The 23348-nt window shown below is 37.4% G+C and carries 15 protein-coding genes; 5 read left to right on the plus strand and 10 right to left on the minus strand.

The annotated features are described in order from the left end of the window. Positions 1–36 precede the first annotated feature (36 nt). A complete protein-coding gene (gene psbC / locus VB694_RS07260) occupies positions 37–1422 on the plus strand; it encodes a photosystem II reaction center protein CP43 (protein WP_323359644.1) in 1386 nt (461 codons plus the stop codon). A 313-nt stretch (positions 1423–1735) separates the two neighbouring features. On the opposite strand, the gene VB694_RS07265 is transcribed toward psbC, so the two are convergent. The 4 genes from VB694_RS07265 to fabI form a co-directional block, all read right to left on the minus strand. Further along, complete coding sequence (locus VB694_RS07265; protein WP_323359645.1) at positions 1736–3166, minus strand: polysaccharide biosynthesis/export family protein; 1431 nt, start codon at positions 3164–3166, stop codon at positions 1736–1738. A 525-nt stretch (positions 3167–3691) separates the two neighbouring features. Next, positions 3692–4675 (minus strand): ABC transporter ATP-binding protein, encoded by a 984-nt coding sequence (locus VB694_RS07270; RefSeq protein WP_323359646.1) that lies wholly within the window; start codon positions 4673–4675, stop codon positions 3692–3694. A 131-nt stretch (positions 4676–4806) separates the two neighbouring features. Beyond that, the gene (hisB, locus tag VB694_RS07275) at positions 4807–5403 is read right to left on the minus strand and encodes an imidazoleglycerol-phosphate dehydratase HisB (protein ID WP_323359647.1); all 597 of its coding nucleotides are present in this window, start codon (positions 5401–5403) and stop codon (positions 4807–4809) included. A gap of 100 nt (positions 5404–5503) precedes the next feature. Continuing rightward, positions 5504–6280 carry an enoyl-ACP reductase FabI gene (gene fabI, locus VB694_RS07280; RefSeq protein WP_323359648.1) on the minus strand — a complete coding sequence of 259 codons (777 nt, stop codon included), beginning with the start codon at positions 6278–6280 and terminating at the stop codon, positions 5504–5506. Between the two features lie 689 nt (positions 6281–6969). Here fabI and ntcA point away from each other — a divergent pair. The 3 genes from ntcA to VB694_RS07295 all read left to right on the plus strand — a co-directional run bounded on the left by ntcA (position 6970) and on the right by VB694_RS07295 (position 9846). Beyond that, positions 6970–7641 carry a global nitrogen regulator NtcA gene (ntcA, locus tag VB694_RS07285; RefSeq protein WP_190564903.1) on the plus strand — a complete coding sequence of 224 codons (672 nt, stop codon included), beginning with the start codon at positions 6970–6972 and terminating at the stop codon, positions 7639–7641. A gap of 168 nt (positions 7642–7809) precedes the next feature. After that, a complete protein-coding gene (locus tag VB694_RS07290; protein WP_323359649.1) occupies positions 7810–9300 on the plus strand; it encodes a DUF3084 domain-containing protein in 1491 nt (496 codons plus the stop codon). 108 nt (positions 9301–9408) lie between these two features. Continuing rightward, positions 9409–9846 carry a pre-16S rRNA-processing nuclease YqgF gene (locus VB694_RS07295; RefSeq protein ID WP_323359650.1) on the plus strand — a complete coding sequence of 146 codons (438 nt, stop codon included), beginning with the start codon at positions 9409–9411 and terminating at the stop codon, positions 9844–9846. Positions 9847–9988: 142 nt separating this feature from the next. On the opposite strand, the gene VB694_RS07300 is transcribed toward VB694_RS07295, so the two are convergent. The 3 genes from VB694_RS07300 to VB694_RS07310 all read right to left on the minus strand — a co-directional run bounded on the left by VB694_RS07300 (position 9989) and on the right by VB694_RS07310 (position 11153). Then, complete coding sequence (locus VB694_RS07300) at positions 9989–10252, minus strand: DUF3146 family protein (protein ID WP_323359651.1); 264 nt, start codon at positions 10250–10252, stop codon at positions 9989–9991. A gap of 347 nt (positions 10253–10599) precedes the next feature. Next, on the minus strand, positions 10600–10932 hold the full coding sequence (locus VB694_RS07305; RefSeq protein ID WP_323359652.1) for a DUF5615 family PIN-like protein: 333 nt from the start codon (positions 10930–10932) through the stop codon (positions 10600–10602). Next, positions 10929–11153, minus strand: a complete 225-nt coding sequence (locus VB694_RS07310; protein ID WP_323359653.1) for a DUF433 domain-containing protein — start codon at positions 11151–11153, stop codon at positions 10929–10931. The genes VB694_RS07305 and VB694_RS07310 overlap by 4 nt, the downstream gene beginning before the upstream one ends. Before the next feature lie 192 nt (positions 11154–11345). On the opposite strand from VB694_RS07310, the gene VB694_RS07315 reads away from it, so the two are divergent. Next, complete coding sequence (locus VB694_RS07315) at positions 11346–11696, plus strand: endonuclease domain-containing protein (protein WP_323359654.1); 351 nt, start codon at positions 11346–11348, stop codon at positions 11694–11696. A gap of 293 nt (positions 11697–11989) precedes the next feature. Here VB694_RS07315 and VB694_RS07320 read toward each other — a convergent pair whose 3' ends face one another. From VB694_RS07320 to VB694_RS07330, 3 genes are all read right to left on the minus strand, one after another. Next, on the minus strand, positions 11990–12193 hold the full coding sequence (locus VB694_RS07320) for a hypothetical protein (RefSeq protein ID WP_323359655.1): 204 nt from the start codon (positions 12191–12193) through the stop codon (positions 11990–11992). A gap of 230 nt (positions 12194–12423) precedes the next feature. Next, positions 12424–20622, minus strand: coding sequence for a putative Ig domain-containing protein (locus VB694_RS07325; RefSeq protein WP_323359656.1), 8199 nt, complete (start codon positions 20620–20622; stop codon positions 12424–12426). A 102-nt stretch (positions 20623–20724) separates the two neighbouring features. Then, positions 20725–23256, minus strand: coding sequence for a DUF4114 domain-containing protein (locus tag VB694_RS07330; protein ID WP_323359657.1), 2532 nt, complete (start codon positions 23254–23256; stop codon positions 20725–20727). Between the last annotated feature and the right edge of the window lie 92 nt (positions 23257–23348).

Raw genomic sequence — 23348 nt, forward strand, 5'->3', positions numbered from 1 at the left:
ACGAACAGTTCATATTCCCAGAGGAGGTACTACCACGTGGTAACGCTCTCTAATAGATCAGTTATAGGCGGTGGACGTGACCAAGAATCAAGCGGTTTTGCTTGGTGGTCTGGTAACGCACGTTTGATTAACCTTTCCGGTAAACTACTTGGCGCTCACGTAGCCCATGCTGGTTTAATCGTGTTTTGGGCTGGAGCAATGACTTTATTTGAAGTTGCTCACTTCATCCCAGAAAAGCCCATGTACGAACAGGGCTTAATTCTTCTCCCTCACATTGCCACATTAGGTTGGGGCGTTGGTGTCGGTGGTGAAGTGATTGATACATTCCCCTACTTTGTAGCTGGTGTACTGCATCTAATTTCTTCCGCTGTTCTGGGTTTTGGCGGTATCTATCATGCCGTTCGTGGACCAGAAACCTTAGAAGAGTATTCATCTTTCTTTGGTTACGACTGGAAAGACAAGAACAAGATGACCAACATCATCGGCTTCCACCTAATCATCCTGGGATGTGGTGCGCTGCTGTTGGTATTGAAAGCTATGTTCTTCGGTGGTGTCTATGACACCTGGGCTCCCGGTGGTGGTGATGTGCGTGTAATTACTAACCCCACCTTAAACCCTGCTGTTATCTTCGGATATTTAATCAAGTCTCCTTTTGGTGGCGAAGGTTGGATTGTCAGCGTTGATAACATGGAAGATGTGATTGGTGGTCACATCTGGATTGCCTTAATTTGTATATCTGGTGGTATTTGGCACATCTTTACCAAACCTTTTGCATGGGCGCGTCGCGCTTTCATCTGGTCTGGTGAAGCTTACCTATCCTACAGCTTGGGCGCTTTGTCCCTGATGGGCTTCATTGCTTCTTGCATGGTTTGGTATAACAACACTGTTTACCCCAGCGAATTCTTTGGTCCTACTGGTCCTGAAGCTTCTCAAGCACAAGCTTTAACATTCTTGATTCGTGACCAACGCTTAGGTGCTAACGTCGGTTCTGCTCAAGGACCGACAGGTCTAGGTAAATACTTGATGCGCTCTCCTACAGGTGAAATCATCTTCGGTGGAGAAACCATGCGCTTCTGGGATTTCCGTGGTCCTTGGTTAGAGCCTCTCCGTGGTCCTAACGGTCTTGACTTAGAAAAAATCAAGAATGATATTCAACCTTGGCAAGCTCGTCGCGCGGCTGAATACATGACTCACGCTCCTCTGGGTTCTTTGAACTCTGTAGGTGGTGTGGCTACCGAAATCAACTCTTTCAACTATGTATCTCCTCGTGCATGGTTGGCTACCTCTCACTTCGTGCTAGGTTTCTTCTTCCTCATTGGTCACTTGTGGCACGCAGGACGCGCTCGTGCGGCTGCTGGTGGTTTTGAAAGAGGTATTAACCGTGAGAATGAACCAGTTATGTCTATGGGCGACCTTGACTAGGTTTTTGCTAGTTTTCTTTTATCACTGATAACTAATTGGTTTTATTGCTCTTGCTTTATCGCAGGAGCTTTTTTTATATCTCAAAAAACAAAGCCTGCTTATGCAGGCTGGAATTCGCTATTTGGCTTTGGAATTATCAGCAAGCCGTCCTAGAAGGACGGGGAACTTTAAACCCATTTTTTCGGTATACTCCAAACGGCTTAATCATTAGATTCTATAGGTAGGGGTAATTCATGAATTACCCCTACACATCCAGGGTTTTCCTAATTTTAGAAAAGTCCAAGTCCTAACCGTATTTAGTATAAACAGTATTTTAGAGTCCAAAAAACCTGAGAAAATTAAAGATAATTCCCAACGGACCTGCTACAGTACTCAATGTATCACTAGTCTTAGCAATACCAGAACGGCCAACTACGACAACATCATTATTGCGAAGAATAGGATTTGTTTGCTCATTAATACCTTTTGAGAAATCTATTTTTATTACCCGTTTAGTAACAGTACCATTAGGATTAAGACGAACCAAATCTACAGCAGCACTACTAGCTCTAGCATCATTAAACCCACCAGCAGCCAGCAGAGCTTGATTTAAAGAACTATTAGGCTGTAAATCTGTTAATCCAGGTTTTTTAACTTCTCCTACTACCCCTACTTGAATTTTTGCAGGTGATAAGGTGGTCGTGGCTAATTCAGTCGCTTCTGCTGTGTTAATATCTGTTGCTATGGGAACAACAATTGTATCTCCATCTTGCAACACCACATCTTGATTTAAATCCCCAGTTTGTAATAATTCCCAGAGATTAATATTTAAACTTTGTTCTGAGCCAATTCTTGTAGGACGGCGGATTTTAATACTCCGCACATCCGCTTGTGAGGTAATTCCCCCAGCTAGTTGAATTGCCCGCATTACAGTTGGTAAGCCAGTTCCCGGCGCTCCACCATCATTTCCGCCCCCAGCACCTGATGTCACAAGATAAGAACCGGGACGGTAAACTTGACCTGTAATTGCTACGGTGCGGGGTGAGCTTTGACTAGCTGCATAGTTGGCTGCAAATAAATTGCGGGCTTCAGCAACGTTGAAATCTGTGGCGGTGGGTACTACGATGGTGTCTCCGTCCCGCAAGGTAATATCCTGAGTTATTCTGCCTGTTTGGGTGAGTTCCTTCAAGTTAAAGCTGATAACTTGCTCACCAGAACGTCCTATTTTACGGCGTAATTGTACTTTAGTTACATCTGCTGCTAGTGTTACCCCTTGGGCTGTGGTTAGTGCTGCTAATACGGTTGGGTATTGTACACCGGGGTTGTCTCCTCCACTTCCTTCTAAGCTGAGAGTGTAAGATCCTGGTCGTGTCACTTCTCCGGCTACAAAAACATTGATGGGACGAGAGGATAACAAATTCACGGAAATCAGGGGACGTTTGAGAAAACGAGCATATCTTCTGGCTATTTCGTCAGATGCTTGTTCTGTTGTTAATCCGAGAACGGATATACTGCCAATTAAAGGTAGATTAATCGCACCACCTGGGGGAACTTGGTATTCTCCTGTATATTCGGGTACTTCAAATACATTTACACGAATTCGATCACCGCCGCCTAATAAGTAATCTGTCGATATGCTTGATGTTGGTGATACTCGTTGTTGCTGCGCTAGGCTAACAGATGGTAAAACGACATTGAGACTCGTTAACAAAACTACACTAGTAGTTGAATGAGTTAAAATTTTCCACAAATGTATATTAAGCATATTTACCTGAGACTTTGAGAGTAGGATTTGTAAAGTAATGTCTAAACATTTTAACGTTGACTATACTTAATTATTGAAGTTCCCCGACAATGTTATCTTCCTAAGTAATCTTGATTGTCCGGATTTAATTTAATAAGGATTCTCAATTTTTAGTGAAGTTAATTTAAAGCTGAACTCGGCAGAATAAATTAATTGTTAACGATTAGAGCAAGTTTTCTGAAATTAGTCAATAGTTAAGAAGCAGAATTTATATTTATGGATGCAATATTTTCATGATTTATTCAATCTGGGACTTTCTAATTTATAGTTGCCAACATAATATCACTAAGTTCAACATCTAGGATTTGTCAGTTGGTATAGGAAAAGCTGACTAGACTGAGAGTAAAATTTTTTTCTGCTTTTCCAGTTCTACCTTGTCTCTTAACCAATGAGAATTACTTTTTGAATTAACTCTTGATTTAGAAACAGTATCTCATATTACTTGTCTCTAAATATAAAATGTGTGGATTTAATGGTATTAAAAAACTAGTTAATTGAAGAATTGGGTTTTTGTATCTGTTGGATAAAGAACTCCTCTAGAGATTGATGGGATAGCTTCATAGCGATGATTTTTCCACCCATTAATCGGAGACTGGCAAAAAAATCATAGTAATCTTCTTGTAAAATACCGTGCCAAGTACCATCAGGTTCAAATTTCAGATCAGGTATTCTTTTTTTCAGAACTTCTCCATCTCCTCCCTGTCCTCTAACATGATATGTATTTTCTGTACCTAAAAGTTGATTGAGAGAACCAGCACAAATTAATTCTCCTTGAGCCAGGATAGCAATGCGATCGCAAATTTGTTCTACTTCACTTAAAACATGACTGTTGAAAAATATTGTCTTCCCTTCTGCTTTGAGTGAGAGGATAATTTCTCGCATTTGATAACGTCCCAAGGGATCAAGTCCAGACATAGGCTCATCTAAAAATACCAAGTCTGGATCATTAATTAATGCCTGAGCCATGCCTACACGTTGAAGCATTCCTTTAGAATAACGACGCATCAGTTTTTTACGAGCATCAGTTTGGGATAAACCGACTAATTCCAGTAGTTGGGGAATGCGTTGACGTTGTACCTTGTAGGGAATTTGGAATAACCCAGCCGCTAATTCCAAAAATTCCCAGCCGGTGAGATAGTCGTATAAATAGGGATTTTCTGGTAAATAACCAATTCGTTGCTTCACAGAGCGATCGCCTAGTGGCTTACCTAATAATAATCCTCTGCCAGAAGAAGGCCGGATAATTCCCAGCAAAAGTTTTAACAGCGTGGTTTTACCAGCACCATTAGGACCGAGTAACCCAAAAGTTTCCCCTGGGTAAACTTGTAAAGAACAACTTTTAAGAGATATAACTTTTTGATTCAGCCAAAAACCCGTGCGATAGATTTTTCGCAACTCAGAAGTCAGGACTACTGGAGGCTGATCTACAGGATGCAGTTGAGGATCGGGAGTGTCTGTAACAGAATTCATCTTGGTTAAATTACTAATTACCGACTGAGTGTGATTGATTACAGGTTTTACGTTAGCACGATAATAAACTTCACTAAATTAATGTGTCAATTATCGCCAAGCGAGTAGCTTTCTGCCACTACAGTAGTAACTTATAGCACACCTTTGGAACTAGGAATAGTCTCAGCACGACGCGGATCAATTTCTACCGCCATTCGCATAGCTCTAGCAAAAGCTTTAAAAGTTGCTTCAATAATGTGATGAGAATTGATCCCATCAAGTTGGCGAATATGCAAGGTCATTTGACTATGATTTACCAACGCCACAAAAAATTCCCGCACCAGTTGAGTATCATAAGTTCCCACCCGTTGGGTAGGAATGTCTAAACCATAACTAAGATGAGGTCGTCCAGAAAAGTCTAAAGCCACCTGAATCAAAGCTTCATCCAGAGGTGCAAGGAAATTACCAAAGCGGACAATGCCCTTTTTATTACCAATTGCTTGATATAAAGCTTGACCTAAAGTAATACCCACATCTTCATTAGTGTGGTGATCATCAATTTCCCAGTCACCTTTGGCTTGAATATCCAAATCAAACAGCCCATGAGAGGCGATTTGATGAATCATGTGATCTAAAAAGGGAATTCCTGTAGCAGCTTTACAGATGCCTGTACCATCAAGGTTGATAGTTACTTGGACATCAGTTTCTCCGGTAGTACGCTTAACTGTAGCAATGCGGTTGTTAGTCATTGGTCATTAGTCATTGGTCATTAGTTATTAGTTATTAGTCATTGGTCATTAGTTGATTTTCCCAATCACCAATCACCAATCACCAGTCCCCAGTCACCTATTACATTCCCATAATTTCATATCCTGCATCTACATACAGAATTTGCCCGGTGATGCCACTAGACAAATCACTACATAAGAACGTGGCTGCATTACCTACTTCTAACTGAGTGACGGTGCGACGCAGGGGAGCTACCTTTTCCACATGATGAATCATATCCAAGATGCCGCCTACGGCTGAAGATGCCAAAGTGCGGATTGGTCCTGCGGAAATACCATTAACGCGAATATTTTGGGGTCCTAGTTCTGCGGCTAAGTAACGGACACTAGCTTCTAATCCAGCTTTGGCTACACCCATGATGTTATAGTTAGGGATAGCTCGGACTGCACCTAAATAAGAGAGAGTAATAATACTACCGCCTTCTGTCATCAAAGGTTTAGCAGCGCCGCTTAATTGCACTAATGAATAAGTGCTAACTTCCAAAGCTTTATTGAAACCTGAGCGGGAGGTTTGACTAAAATCTCCGGTTAAATCATCTCTGTTTGCAAAAGCCAGACAGTGAATGAGGATGTCTAATTTACCCCATTCCTGGCGAACTGTTTCAAAGGTAGCTTGAACTTGTTCCTCATTCTCGACGTTACAGGGAAGGAATAAACTCGGTTTGAGGGGTTCTACTAGTTCTGCGACTTTTTTCTCGAACTTACCTTTGTCATCTGGCAAATAGGTAATACCCAGGTTAGCACCTGCTTGGTGTAGTTGTTGAGCAATACCCCAGGCAATAGAGCGATTATTGGCAATACCTGTGACTAGGGCGTTTTTACCGGACAGATTCAGCATAAAAATTGTCAATGTCATCAATCATTAGGAGCATAGTTAATAAAACCATAGAAAAATATCTCAGAGGTTTATTTCGTTAGATTTTACCTAACAGGGTGAACTACACACCCTCTATCCCTTGGCTAATAACTGTAATAGCTGTCGGGACTAATTGTATTCACATTACGCGCCTAATTTTTGGATGATCTCCTTAAATCAATTTTGCTTGGTAAATGCAATAGAGGCTGGGACTGGGGCTAAGTGTCTGACTAGAAGTAGCGTGTCATCCCGTAATTTTACCAAGAGATTGATTGAGATCATCAGCTATTCAGGCGTAGATAATGTTTATTCTTGCTTATTCTATACTAGAATTCGAGCCTATTTTGACTGGGTTGGGGACGATATTTTTGAAAAAATCTAATTCAGTAGGGTGTTGAGCAGCACAAAATTTCTGCTAATTGTTTAAGAAGTTATAAAGATATCAAAAATTTTTCTGCCAAAAAACCTCTTTAGTTCTGTTTATGAAACCACTGATCAGCAATTTTTAACTAAAAATAACAACAATTATGTATCATGATAAACATAAGAATATAAATTCATAGATTTGAGTATAGGAAACAACAGAAAGGTTGACGGTGCTTTCTTGAATTTTCAGGTGTATTCTTAGGTAATCAGTTTTTGTTTTTCCGGCATTGGGTAGGGGAAGGGAGATGATCGTGACACAAGATAAAGCCCTAGCAAATGTTTTTCGTCAGATGGCAACAGGAGCTTTTCCACCAGTTGTCGAGACGTTTGAACGCAACAAAACGATCTTTTTTCCCGGCGATCCTGCCGAACGAGTTTATTTTCTTCTCAAGGGTGCTGTCAAACTTTCCAGGGTATATGAGGCAGGAGAAGAAATAACGGTAGCATTGCTGCGGGAAAATAGCGTTTTTGGTGTGTTGTCATTGCTAACGGGCAATAAGTCGGATAGATTTTACCATGCAGTTGCCTTTACGGCGGTAGAATTACTTTCTGCACCAATTGAACAAGTAGAGCAAGCTCTGAAGGAAAATCCAGAATTATCAATGTTGATGCTGCGGGGGCTGTCTTCGCGGATTCTGCAAACAGAGATGATGATTGAAACCTTGGCTCACCGCGATATGGGTTCTCGGTTGGTGAGTTTTTTGTTGATTCTTTGTCGAGATTTTGGTGTACCTTGTGCTGATGGTATTACCATTGATTTGAAGCTATCTCATCAGGCGATCGCTGAAGCAATTGGATCTACTCGCGTTACTGTGACTAGGTTACTGGGAGATTTACGCGAGAAAAAAATGATTTCTATCCACAAGAAAAAGATTACTGTGCATAAACCTGTCACATTAAGTAAGCAATTTACTTAAAAGCTGCTGGGGGAGGAAGTTGGTAAAAGTCCTGTTTTGAAAAAAGACCCACAATCGGAGGTAATTTAAAAATTGACTAAATTCTACTTTTGCCAATCTTCTTTCCCCCACAGACAATGGTTGAAAGTAGTAGGCTGTATCTGGAAGCATTTCTGGCGGTAGTTGAAGATGGCCACCGGGTACATCCTGATAGCAGCAATTTTAATTCTGGGAGGTGTGATTGCCACAGTTGGCGATCGCATCGGCACGCGAGTTGGCAAAGCACGCCTCTCATTATTCAATCTGCGTCCAAAAAACACAGCGGTAATAGTAACTATTTTTACGGGTGGTGTGATTTCCGCCTCAACTTTAGCAATTTTATTTGCTGCTGATGAGGGGTTGCGGAAAGGGGTATTTGAGTTAGAGGATATTCAGAAAGACCTCATAAACAAGCGAGAACAACTCAAAACCGCAGAAACTGAAAAAAGCCAGGTAGTAGAAAAGCTGAATGATGCTAGAAAAGAACAAGCCCAGGCACAGCAAGATCTACAGAAAATTAATCAGTCTTTACAAGCGGCGAATGCCAAACAACGAATAACACAAGCTCAACTCAACCGTACTATTAGTCAACAAGCCAAAACCCAAGCGCAACTGCAAGGAACTCAAAGCCGACTTGGTGAAGTAGTTATTCAGTACAGACAAGCTATGTCTGAACTAGAAAGCCTTTATAATCAGCGTCAGGCATTGCAGACAGCAGTGGAAGACTTAAAGGCAGAACGCCAACGACTATATATTGAAGCGAAAAAAGCGATTGAGGAGGCAAAGACAGCGATTGAAAAACGAGATCGCGAACTTGCTAATCGCCAAGAAGTTATTGAACAGCGTGATCAGAAAATTACTAATTTAGATAAACTCATTCAAAATCGCAATCTAGAAATCAAAAAGCGAGAGCAAGTAATAGCCACCAGGGAATCTCGCCTCAAAGAATTAGAGAAACAACAACAATATTTAGAACAAGAAGTAGCAAGGTTAGAAAAATATTATCAGTCATACCGTGACCTGCGTTTGGGTAAACTGGCCTTAGTTCGTGGTCAAGTTATGGCTGCTGGTGTAGTTCGTGTAGATCAACCCAAGGCTGCTCGTGAGGTGGTAATCCAAATTTTGCAGGAAGCTAACCGCAATGCCAACATTCAATTAAGCGAACCTGGTGCAACTCCCGGAAATACAGAATTATTGCGTGTTACCCAAGAGAGAGTTGAACAACTGATTAAACAAATTCAAGATGGTCGCGAATATGTAGTGCGAATTTTCTCTGCGGGTAATTATGTCAGGGGAGAAAAACAGATAGAATTTTTTGCTGATGCAATGCCAAATCAACTGGTATTTTCCGCAGGTGAGATTCTCGCTACAACTTATGCCGATACGAAAACTATGACATCATATCAATTACGGCAACGTCTAGATTTGATCATTTCTGCTTCTCAATTTCGCGCTCGTAATGCTGGTATTGTGGAAACTGTGCAGATAGATGGCACTTTTCTGCGCTTTTTTGCTCAATTGCAGCAATCCGATCAACCGCTGGAAATTAAAGCTATAGCTGCTCAGGATACCTATACAGCCGGTCCGTTGAGAGTCAAACTTGTAGCAATTTTGAATGGACAAATTATTTTTAGCACTTAAAAAGGTGATTGGGGACTGGTGACTAGTGACTGGTGATTGGGTTATTAATCCTTCCCATCTCCCCACTTCCCATCTCCCCACTTCCCTGTTCCCTGTTCCCTGTTCCCTATGACTAATACACAACCTGCAATTTTAGGCTTTGATCCTGGTCGAGATAAATGTGGTGTAGCTGTGATGGGATTGGATCGGCAGTTGTATTATTATCAAGTTGTTCCTGCTGCTGAGGCGATCGCTCAAATTTCATCACTGCGCCAAAGATTTCCTATTTCCTTAATTGTCATGGGAGATCAAACCACGGCGAAAAAGTGGAAACAGCAACTTAATCAGGAATTAATTCCCTCCCTGAATATTATTTTAGTTGATGAGCGTTATACAACTCTAGAAGCACGCGATCGCTATTGGCAGATGTTCCCGCCAACAGGACTCACCAAACTCTTACCAAAAGGTTTGCGACAGCCACCGCGACCAATAGATGATATCGTAGCCATCCTGTTAATTGAACGCTACCTTAACCGCTTAACTTCCAGTAGTCCTACTGACAACTGACTAATTAGGGCTTACTGATAAAGTCTTGTAGTGGAGATAGGTAATAGGCAATAGGCAAGAATTAATCTAAGGTGTTTGAGTAAATTTTGACTCCTAACTCCTAACTCCTGACTCCTGACTCCTGACTCCTGAATTCTTCTATTTACAGTTCAGCCCGAATAGTAAAAGCATAATCACCCCCTGGTTCTAATTGATAATCTTGTTTTTCCAAAAAGCGGCCGAGAGGTTCTTTAATTAAAGCGCGACCCTGGGAAGGCTTGACAGTCAGTTCTCCTCGACGGAAATGCCATTGAAAATGCCATTCAAAATCGCCGGCGCTGACATCACCTTCAAGAAAGCCATGTTGCCAAGATTGGCGGGTGATTCTGACATTGGCGGTGGTTTCTGGTAGACGTTTAGCACTCACTATGCTTTGTGTCAAGTATGGGATAAAAGTAAACCATGTAGGTTACTTAATCTTTATGTACCAAAAATCTCTGAAATTGACAAATTGGCAAGGAATGATAAACTCTCATTTTTGGGTGATGTCGCTTTTCACTGGAGAGTGATCGCTCTTTCAACTCTATCTAAATCAACCCAACTGACAGCATTTGTGACAATTTAAGGTTATCGGTTATTTGTCAATGAGCAATAATACTTAAAATATTGTTCAAAATTAAGCTAGAAAAGGCTATGATCGCCCTTTGCACATTACCATCATTGCATTTTCAACACCATCCTACCCAAACTTATTTACTGGCTACAATATCACACTCAAATTAAGACCAAAATACTTTCCGTTTCACTGTTATAAAATTGCATAATAGTAGTAAAATTTTCTCTTAAAATCTGCACAATTTTTGATGTGGGGCTGTTACCAACTCGCAGAAAAACAAATTTAGGAGGATGACCATATAACAAACTTCGCTGATGAAAGTCAGAGTCTTTGGAAACAATCACAAAGTTATTGACTTTAGCAAATTCCCAGATAATCACATCATCAGTATTTATCAGTCCCAAGGTTTTAACGTGCTGAGATTCAGGATAAATATCGTTAATTTTGCTGATAATTCTATCTGATAAATTTTCATCTAAGAGCAATTTCATAAAGATGCAACAAATAATTTTTTTTCTCTCGCGGCTGCAAAAGATAAACAAGCCTTGATATCTTCAGATGTGAGTTCTGAAAAATCTTCGAGTATTTCCGCTTCTGTCATACCACCTGCGAGATATTCTAAAATGTCATATACGGTTATACGCATTTCGCGAATACAGGGTTTTCCGCTACGTTTTCCTGGTTCAATGGTGATAATGTCTTGGTAGTTCATGTTCAAGCTCTTTTTTATCTCTAATTAATTATATTATCTAAACCAGAAAAATGAACAGCGAATCGCCCTTTGCTCATTACCATCATCGCCATTTCAAGCCTATCTCATTCAAACCAATCTCAAAGCAATGCCCTATAGCTTTATAATATAAACTAAAAGCCCCCCTTAGTAAGGGGGGTTGGGGGGATCAAAATGTATTTACCATACAACAAAAACCTTGTACCAAGAGCTAAAGAATTAAGAAAGAATATGACTTTAGCCGAGAAAAAGCTTTGGTATGAATATTTACGCGATTTCAAATATAGAGTTCATCGTCAACGCCCTATTGATAACTTTATTGTGGATTTTTACTGTCCTCAATTAAAGTTAGTCATTGAGATAGATGGTGATAGTCACTACACAGAAAACGCTAAAGAATATGATTTACAAAGAACGGAAATATTACAAGGTTACGGTTTAAAGGTAATTAGGTTTAATAATCTTGAGGTTTTGGATAATTTAGCAGGTGTTGTGACTATTATTGAAGGATTTGATCCCCCCTAACCCCCCTTAAATAAGGGGGGAACAAGAAATAAGAAATAAGAAAGTCCCCCTTTTTTAGTGGAAAATAAATCAATCAAAGTTCCCCTTTCTAAGGGGGATTTAGCGGGATCTCACAGCCGGATGTGATCCCCCCTAACCCCCCTTAAATAAGGGGAGAACAAGAAATAAGAAATAAGAAATAAGAAATAAGAAAGTCCCCCTTTTTTAGTGGAAAATAAATCAATCAAAGTTCCCCTTTTTAAGGGGGATTTAGGGGGATCTAGTCGAGAAATCAAGCTGAATATTTGTAACTATCAGCTTACGTTATCTAGTAAAAATTTATCTCCTAAGTTTCTGGAAAGGCGTAGTGATTCACCATTCCATTCACGATGAAGCTCAAAGGTTGTTTGTAATTGTAAACGTCTTTGATTTAATTGCCAATTAAATATTGATGAGATAACAGCACCACTAATTAAAGCTCCAGGAAGTGCGCTAATAATTGAATTCAGCCACATCATTGTTTCACTCCTCCAATTGTTATACTAATTATTCGTAAAAAACATTTTTTCTTCTTTTGAAAATGATGCTTAGGTAATGAAAAAGTAGGGTGTGTTAGCTATAGCATAACGCATCTAATTGATGATAGAGTTGGTGCGTTATGGTGGATTGTTAATTTGGTTTTTTTGTCAAAGATTATCGCCACTTAATGCACCATGCTACTGACCGAAAAGCGATTTACATCATGAAATTAACAGATTCCTTTCCGAATTTTATCAAAAACATTATCTATCATTTGTTGTGCTTTTCTAAATAGATCGGGTCTGCCACCAACAGGATTTACTTTATTGAGAGTCTTTTGATTTAATCCTTCAAATAATAAAATAACTGCTTGTTCAACAATTTCTCGATCTGTTTTTGATACAGCATTAGGAAACTTCACTCTAATTAACTCAACAACTTCTCCTGCTTCCTTGGCAATCCTACGAACACTACGAGATGAACGTCGATTGACATTTTTTCCTTGACCAACATAAGGTACTACCTCTGTCAGAATAATATACACTCCAGTCTCAGCAACATTTGTAAGAACCTGACCTCCAAGACATCTTATAGCAGAAGCAAGTAAAGGCGCTCTTTTATTAAGAGCAGCATATTCTATCGCCACTTCACCACTTGGATCAATGAAATTAACAGGATTTACATTTCCATATAAATAATTATTGAGTGTGACAGGCTGATCTAAATATCCAGAAAACGGATCAGTCGAAACAAACCGCCCCGTAGCAGAATCATAATACCTTGCACGTAAATAATAACCATCTACCGCATCATCAAACTGCTCACCCGCAAACAGATAATTATTATCCGCATCCCCCACTTTACGGGTTAAATTACCATAGGCATCATAATCATATTCAACCACAACAGCCCCATTATTATCTGTTAAATGACGAGTGCTACCTAAACCATCCACCTGATAGTAAATACGATTATTACCATTATCTTGAGAAATCAAATCCCAACCATGAGTATAGGTAGTCTTCACATCACCATTAACTTGATATTCCTCAATCACTTGGGCATATTGCTGTTGATTATTGTCAATTAAAAAGCGAGTTTCTTCCCCATCAACATTAATAGCAACTCGAATCCCATTATGGTCATATTCAAACTCAATCCGTCCCGTTTCCCCATTTTCCGTGACTTCTACCGCTGTTAATTCTCCTTTAGCATTCCATTCATAGACAGTCTGATTTTGCCCATTTTCTATTTTAGCGGTGAGATTACCTTCATTATCATATTGATAGTTTGTCACCTTACCGCCAAGGATTTCTTGTAATAATCGGTCATTATTATCATAAGTGTAGGTAGTTGTTCCCTCAACAGAATCTATCTTTTGTAAACGATTACCTACAGCATCAAATTGATATTGAATCGTCTTATTACCAGCAACAGTATCAGTGATTTTTTCTTGGGTGAGACGGTAGAGTTTATCATAACTATATTCAACAATTCGCCCGTCATTTTCCTCCACTTTGAGACGATTACCCATACCATCTAAAGTGTAGGTATAACTAGAAATAATGCCCATTTGCTTACGGTTTTCTAAGTAAAGTAAGCGATTTAAAAAGTCATATTGTTGATTTTCAATCACACCATTAGGAAATACTGTTTTAATCAAATTACCTACAAGATCATAATCATAGTCAGTCACCCCATTATCAGCGTCTTTGACAGTATCAATCCGATTTAGGGCATCATAAGTATAAGTGGTTATTCCTGAAGGAACATTTAAAGTGAGAATATTTCCGGCATTATCATAAATATATTCAATCTTCCTTCCATCAGGTTCAGTCCGAGAAATTAACCTATCGCGTTCATCATAACTATAAGTTGTCACCCCACGATTATCTGTGACAGTCGCTAATTCTCCTGTGAGAGTATAGGTAAAAGTTTCTGTAGGTGTACCATCAGAGAAAGATTTTTCAATCAACCAATTACGCTCATTGTATTTATAAGTGGTGACAACACCATTAAAATCTGTCACCTCAATTAAATTACCAATCTTATCGTGAATGGTTTTATTTTCTTGTCCTAACGGTAAAATTGTCCCTTGCAGACGGCGTAAACTATCATATTCAAACTTAGTGATATTTTCATTTGCGTCTTTTTGTTCAATTAAATTACCCACCCCATCATATTTATATTCCGTGCGTTGATTTAAAGCATCAATTACCGCCGTCAGTCTTCCTAAAGCATCATATTCATATTTAGTGGTATTTCCTGATAAATCAGTTTCAGAAATAACTCGCCCTAAACCATCATATTCTGTCTGACTGCGGAGATTATCCTGTAAATTATCAGGGGTATTATCAGCATAGATAACCTCAATTTGTCGCCCTAAACCATCATAAACATAAACAGTTTTCCGCCCTAAAGCATCAGTCATTGAATCTTGTCTACCTTCTGCATCATAAGTATAGGTAGTGACTTCATTGAGGGCATTAGTTACTTTGATTAATCGCTCTGCATCATCATATTCAAATTTAGTCCGATTGCCTAATTCGTCAATTTCTGCAATCACTAACCCAGCTTTATCATATTCTTTCTTAGTCCGGGGATTATCACTTAAATTATTCGGTGTGCTATCAGGATGGATAACTTCAATTTCCCTTCCTAATGCGTCATAAACATAGTAGGTTTTCCGTCCTAATTCATCGGTAAATACCGTTAATCTATCTAAAGCATCATATTCATTTTTGGTACGAGGATTATCAGTTAAAATATTAGGTGTACTATCAGGAAGGATAGTTTCAATTAATAAACCGCGCTCATTATAACGGTATTCAGTACGTCTTCCTAATGCGTCAATTTCTGCAATTTTTTCACCTGCGGCGTTGTATTCAGTTTTGGTAATACCCCTTGCACAACCACAACTACTACCTTCAGGATCTGCTTTTTCAATTAACCGCCCTTGTTCATCATAGATGTAATTGGTAATTGCTCCTAAAGCATCAGTGACACTGGTAACTCTGCCATTATTATCATAGGTAAAGGTAGTTTTTGCACCTGTCGGATCTACTAATTCTGTGAGATTACCAAAATTATCATAACTAAAAGTGCTGGTTTGATTATTAGCATCAATGACTGTTGTTAATAACCAATTTGCACCATAATTATAGGTAGTGACATTACCTTCTGCATCTTCTCGTTTAGTGAGATTGCCACTAATATCATAAGTGAATGTTGTTTTATTACCTAAAGCATCGGTTTCTGTTAATAAATCATTATTAGCATTGTAGGTATAGGTTTTAGTGTTACCTTCCCCATCGGTTTCAGTGAGTTTATTACCGCGATTATCATAGGTGTAACTGGTGGTATTGCCTTCCGGATCTGTTTCACTCAATAAGTTATTATTCGCATCATAAGTTCTTAAAGTAATACCGCCTAATTGATCAACTTCTTGAATCACATTACCTTGATTATCAAAAATGCGAGTAATGGTATTACCAAACGGATCTTTGATAGTTTGACTAGAAGCAGCAGCATCAAAGTTAATTTCTAATTCATTGCCATTAGCATCAATAATCTTGCTAATTTGTCCATTCTCATCGTATTCAGTCCGAGTGGCTTTTCTGCCTAAAGGATCAATAATTTCTGTTAAAAAGTGTTGACGATTTTGGTCATTATAAACTAACTCAGTAGTGTTATTAGTTCTATCGCTTACCGTTACCAAATTACCTTTACTATCATAACTATACTTAATTGACTTACCATCAGGGTCAATTATTTCGGTAATTCGTCCTTGAGTATCGCGTTTAAATTCAATTTCTGCACCAGTTGAGCTAACTATTCCCTCATCAGAGAAAGTCAAAGTATTACCATTGCGGTCTTTAACATCAATTAAACCAAAGTTTTGGTCATAATTGTAAACAGTTCCATCTTTGGTAGTTAATTTATATTGGGAAGGATTATAAGTGAACCCAAATAAATATAAACCTACACTACCATCACTACGAATGCTTAACGAAGTGTTTTCCACTTCTAACTTATCAAACACACCAGCATCAGGAGTAAAATTAGGGGCGTATACTGCACCCAATAAACCAGGCTGAGAAACAACAGGATTGAAAGTAAAACCAACCCTTCTACCATCAGGAGTATTTAGAGTAACACGAGTACCAACACTAAAGCTATTACCACCAAAGAAATTATCTTTGCTCAAATCTCGTCCATCAGGAGATGCCTCAACAATATTGGCATCTTGTAAACCTAAATCCCAACCATAACCAAAATCACCTTGATTAGAGCTTTCTAAACTGTTATAACGGCGAGTGATTTCAATGGGAATACCAGTCAAAGGAATGGATAAATCTGTATATTCTAAAGAAAAATCACCGGGTTTATTTTGTCCCGATACATTCAAAATTACCCCTTGTACATTACCATTACCACTAAAATCAAAGGCGGTAATTCTCACCAAATAACTACCATTAGCTAAAAGACGTGGATCTAAATTAGCTACAGTTTGATTGGTAATATTGCTATTTCCTTCACTGAGTAAAACATAATCAGGGTCATTTTCACCGAGATTATCTAAATTTATAGCTTCTGCAGGGGCAAATTCCACTCGATAAAATTCTAAATTGTTATCGGTGACAGTAGCGATAATATCTGTAGGTTCTTTGATAATGCTTTGAGTGGCTTCTAAATTAGTGGTATTAATCTCAATGATAGGCGATGAAGTATCATTAGGATCAATTACTCGCACTTCAATAGTAGCAGTACCAATATTACCAGCTTCATCTATGGCAGTGCCTAAAAATTGATATAATCCTGCATTTGTTCCCACAAAAGTAGCATTATTTATTTGTCCATTGGGAACATTGGGATTTAGGGTTAATGGTGTACCATCTACAGTTAAATTCAGATTTTCTACACCAATATTATCTGTTGCGCGAACTTGTAAATTAACAGTTTCCCCAATATTAATGACATTGCTGCTAAAGCCTATATTTACCACAGGCTTAACTATATCGTCATTGGTGACAGTTAAATTATAATTCTGAGTAACTATTCCTCCCCGACCATCATCTACTTTAATGGTAATAGGATAAATTCCCTCATTTTCAGTTTTTGGTTGCCATCTTAACCTGCCAAATGTATCAATTGTTAGTCCTGTTGGTGCTTCTGTTAAAGTGTAGGTAAGTGAGTCACCATCAACATCACCAGCGATAATATCATATTCATAAGTAAAACCTGTTTGAGTTAATTCTACAGGTTTAGAACTAATGACAGGATTTTGATTGGGGAAGACTTTGACATAATAATTTTGATATGCAGTACCACCATCTGCATCGGTAGCACTAACAGTTACTTGAAAATCACCATTAACATCAGCTTGAGTTGTCCAAGAAATTAATCCTGTATTCGCATCAATGGTCATCCCATCGGGTTTCTTAGTTAAACCGTAGGTAATGGTTGTATTTTCTGGATCTGTGGCATTAACATCATATTGATATAAATTTCCTGAACCGATTAATATTTGTGGTGTAGAGGTAATAGTCGGCAAACGATTAGGCAGATTTTCTAATATTTGTAATTGATAAGATTGAATATTAGAAGCTCCAAAGTTATCGGTAACTTGTATTTCTACAGTTTGTGTTCCCAACTGAGTAGGTGTATATTCAATCAAACCACTATTAGCATTAATATTCATGCCGGAGATGGCATTGATTAAACTATAGGTGAGGGTATCATTATTCGGGTCTGTAGCTCTGACTTCGTAGGTGTAGGTATTGTTTAAAAGAGCGACAGTGTTGGGAGAAGAAATAATTTGTGGTGGTGTATTAATTCCTCTTGTATTGAGAATAAATTCTTGAGTGGTTAAACCACCTTTACTATCAGAAACTTGTAAAACAACTCGATTATTACCAGTTTGATTTTGTTTTGGTTGCCATATTAAGATACCTGTTTTACTATCAACAGCCATACCTTCTGGTTTAGTCAGTAAACTATAGGTTAAAACATCATTATTGGCATCGGTAGCGGTAGCTTGATATTTTAATAATTCACCTATTTGGGCTGTTGTGGGTGCTGTGCTAGTGAATATGGGAGCTTGATTAGGAATAGGTTGATCAATTTTCTTGTTGCCAAAGTTGATGTTATTAACGGTTTCTCCGGCTTCTAGTTGAACTGTATAAAAATCGGGACTAGCAATACTACCGGGTAATCCTTGTACATTAATTACGTCAAATCCGGGAACTAATCCATTATTATCAAGTCCAACAATTTTGATAGCTCTAACTGGTTCTGTAAAGCTAATGGAAGCAAGATCAAAAATAGAAGTTTCACCACCATTAGCTGTTCCTAGTAACACAAAATCTTCTAAATTAGAACTAACGTAAACTTCTGCTTGGTCTCCAGCCGCACCATCTTCTAATATAAAAATGTCATTTCCGGGTTTATCAATGATAATTTCATCAGTAAAACCGACTGTTACATAAGACCCAGTTGGAAGTGATAATGCTCCTAAACTATCACTACCCAAAATAATATTCGTATCAACTAAAGCAAGTATATCTCCATTATTATCAATTCCATAAGGTTCATCAATTGGTCCAGCACCACTATTAAAGTAGTCAAGAATAACATCAGCAAAACCATCTCCTAGAGAATCTGTTGGTTGTCCAATAGGATATGTTTGCTCATAATCTGTGGGTACAACTTCTCTGACAATATAAGTACCTGCTTCTAAACCTGTGAATTTATATTGTCCAGTTTCATCTGTTATTTGAGTGGGTTCATTTTCATCAAGAATCCCATTATTATTAGAGTCGAGATAAACGGTAATACCTTCTAAAGCTGGTTCAAATGGTGCTACTTGTTCTAATCCATCAGTAATCGCTTCCACAATATTTGAGCTATTACTTGTAAGTTCTACTACTGTTCCAACTCCAAGCTGATCAACTAAATTTTGATAATTGCTAATTTCATCGCTTGTCACCGCAAAAATAGGAATAATACCTGCATTGATTACAGCATCTTTCACTTGTTGAACTGTAGGATAATCTTCACCTGTGCCGGGGGGATTACCATCTAAAATGTTGTCTCCATTATTGGCGGTTGTAATTCCTGCTAATTCTCCGTCACCTGCTCTGTGATAATCTGCATCTGTAGTTAATACAACATAACGCTGTGAATCGGTACGAAAATTGATTTCATTTTCTCGTAAGGCTAATTGTAATAAGGCTTCTAAACTAGATTCTGGTAAGTCTCCAGATGATACTCCTGCACTAAGATTATCATAAGTTTCTTGTAAAAGATTAATCTTATCAGTGATGGGTAAATCAGTTCGATACACATAAGCAAAGAGTGGATGGCCAAAGGGAATTATTGGTTTATCGGCAAAAGAGGCTACTCCAAATTGCGTATCGGGTGCGATTTCCAAGATTGAGTGAGTTAAATCTGTGATCAGGCTACGTAAGATATTGACATCATCTACAAAAGAACCAGAAGTGTCTTGTAGTAAAACTAAATCAAGATTATTAAATGCTTCTAGACTTTGATCTCTGAATCCATTACCATTCAAATCTTCCCATTTAAAACCTGTAATAGTTCCCAATGGGTTATTATTCAATTCAATCACAAATTCTTGTGTATCAACTCCCCCACGATTATCAATAACTCTGACAGTTACATCATAATTACCTATTGTTTGAGTTGCTGTATCCCAAATTATCTCACCCGTTGAATCATCAATAGTCATTCCTTGTGGTGCAGTAACTAAAGAATAGGTTAAATTATCATCTTCAGGATCAATTGCATTAACATCATAAACATAATTTTGATTGGTACTAGCTTTGAGAATAGGATCAGATATAATTACAGGATCATAATTGTTATCATCAGGCGATTGTATTGAGAGTTGATAATTTTGAATAGCCACACCCCCTTTATTATCTGTTGCGACTACTTCAAAACTTTCTGTTCTAGCGATTTGTACAGTTTCAACTACTAAACTGGGAATACTATTACTTCCATTTTCAACAAATAAATATTCAGGAGCTTGAGTTTGATTATTTGGATTAATAGAAAGTAAAGACATTCCAATTGAAAAATATTTACCTCTGGCTTGATTTATCGCTTCAATAGCAGCATCATTTAATTCCAACTCAATAATCTCAGAATTATTAATATTACTTCCAGTTTTGATATCAAAAGTACCGTAACTTGTACCTGTGCCAATATCTTCATAGATAGATGGATTAATATAACTAGAAGCTGTGTGAATAACATTAGCGTCTGTAGATACATCAAACAATCCTAAAGTTTCAATGGTATCTCCACTACTTCGTTTTTTAGGAAGTAGGAGTTTGGCTGAAGAAATAGGATAATTTAAAGAATTTATATCAAATGTGAGAACACTTCGGAATACAGCACCCAATGGACGATTACTAAATATACTAAAACCTTCACCAATGGCAAAATTATCTCTATCATTTCCATAATTTATGCCAAAATTGTCATCAGTAAATGCTCGATGATTTTAAAAATTAGGTGATATCGGATTTTGAGAAGTATCAAATGTTAAATTACCAACAGGTAAAGGGGTTGGAGTATAAGTTATCAGACCTGTATTTGCATCAATTGATGCTCCTAAAGGTGCTTGATTTAAGCTGTAGGTAATTGAGTCACCATCAGCATCAGTAGCTAAAGCCTGGTAACGATATTCAGTATTAATATTGCCATAAACAACAGGCGTGGAAACAAATACAGGAGGACGATTAATAGCTGTTTCAAGAACATTTAAACTATAGTCTTGTCTATCCTGTCCACCTTTGCCATCTTCCACTAATAAAGAAATATTATGATTACCAACAGTAACATTTTGCCAATTAATTACACCTGTATTATTATCTATAGTTAAACCTTCAGGAGCGATTAATAAAGAATAGAATAAAGTATCATTATCCTCATCAACAGCATTTGCATCATAAGTATAATTTTCACCTAAAATTATCTCTAATTCAGGATTAGAAACGAACTCAGGAGCAGCATTAATACTACTTACAGAAACAATATTATTGGTAGTAATATTAAAAGTGATGATTTGACTATCACTACCACCTTTACCATCGCTGACAGTATAAACAAAACTACCTGAATTACCACTAGCATCTGCTACAGGAGTAAATATAAGATTGGTTAATTCTGTGATGGTTAAACTATCGTTAATATTAACTTGAATACCATTCTGTTTTGTGATTTTTACTTTACTATTATCTGGTAATTGATTTACCATAATAGTTAAAGTATCACCATCAAAATCTATGGGTGGGTTAATATTTAACGCAATAGGTTGACTATTTTCTTCTACAGAAATAGTTTTATCAGCATCAGCTACAGGAGGGTTATTAGTTTGCGGGTTAATATCTGTGGGATCACCAAAATTAAAATTAAAAACTATATCATTATAATCTTTATCTCCTAGTCCTAAAACATCTTCCCAACCCATTTGGTTACTAGAATAATGAATGAGATGATTTAATTTATCTGGGTTAGCTTCAGCATAGGAAAAGTAAGCTACGACTCCACCATTAGGATTATTATTAGCATTGGTTTGTAAAAATCTCTCACTGGTATTGTTAGAAATCAAATACCATCCAATATATTGCCCACCTGTTAAAGTATATTCTTTAACTCCGCTATAGTTACCTTCTCCAAATATTACTTGATAATTATCTTGTTTGAATACTTCTCTGGCATAATTAACATCAGTTGGAGAAATACCGTTAATCTTACCATTGATATCATCAACATAATAAAAACCTATTTCATTTTTATAAGCTGCTTCATTAGATAAAAATTCAACGCTTAATGACACTGTTTGAGTATTATTTCCTCCAGCATTAAAGCCTTTCTCAAAAACATTGAAAACTACATCATTGAAATCTTTATCTCCACCTCCTGTTAAATCTTCCCAATTAAAACGATAAACTCCTTTACCGAGATTTGTACTAATAACATGATCAAATTTATCTGTATTTGCGGTTGTAATGGATGAGAAAACAGTTATAGAATTGGGATTGTTCAAATACTCCGATGTACTGGCATTTTGAACTAAATAAAAACTGAGATAATCTCCAGCTTTTAAATCTAATTGTTTCCAGTTTCCAGCACTATTTGCTTTAGCAAAAATAACTTCACTTTTTCCTGAATTTAAGGCTTTTTGTAAATAACCTGCTTCTTGGGGTGATATTCCGTCTATTTTACCTTCAGGATTATCAAATACTATGATTCCTATTTCATTATTATATTTTGCTTCTCGTTGTGTCCATTGAAAAACCAAAGTCGTATCTTCATTTATAACTAAAGTTTCTCCTATGTTGTTAATTATTTCAAGTTCAGATTTTTCAATGTTGATGACTTGATTATTATAGTAAATAACTCCATAATCATCTTCTGCTTTTAAGTTGTTTAATTCTTCTGGTATTAAAGATTGATTAAATACTAGCTTGGCAAAAATATCTCCTTCATCTCCTGCACTATCTATCTCATTAATTTGAGCATCAAGAAAATGTCCAAATTCTTCTGTTAATACTTCAGCAATTATTTCAGTTGAGTTATTTTTAACAAAATCATCTGCTAAAAAGATAGTATTCAGAGAGTCTGCATAAGCACCATTAGCGTTACCTAAGATTTCCGAATTGATAACACTAATTTGTACATCTTTAAAACCTTCATGAATTTGAGTCTGTAATAACGAAGCTGCTAAATCTATTTGATAATTTACTCCATAGACAATACTTAACAAGTTATTATAATCAGGATTATTGATCAAGTTACTAAACTTTTCTCTGATTAAATAATCCGCAGAGATGATTTTTTGTTCTAAAGAATTATTTGTTAGGGGAGGAATTAATTCATTTCCTAAACTTAATATAGCCGAAGTATTTTGAATATTAGTAACAGGGTTTAAAACTTCGTTGGAAAGCCCGTAAGCCGTGCCATTGTAGGTAGTAAAAATACTTGTTGATAAATCAGAAAGGTCTTGATTGTTGAGTGAAGAATCAAACATAAAAAAGACTATCCTTGTTCAAAAAATACTGTGTACGTGTGATAGCTGAGATTTGAACTTTTACAAAATTACCAAACCCTATATGTGTAATG

The organism is Anabaena sp. UHCC 0451 (assembly GCF_034931405.1).
GTDB lineage: Bacteria > Cyanobacteriota > Cyanobacteriia > Cyanobacteriales > Nostocaceae > RDYJ01.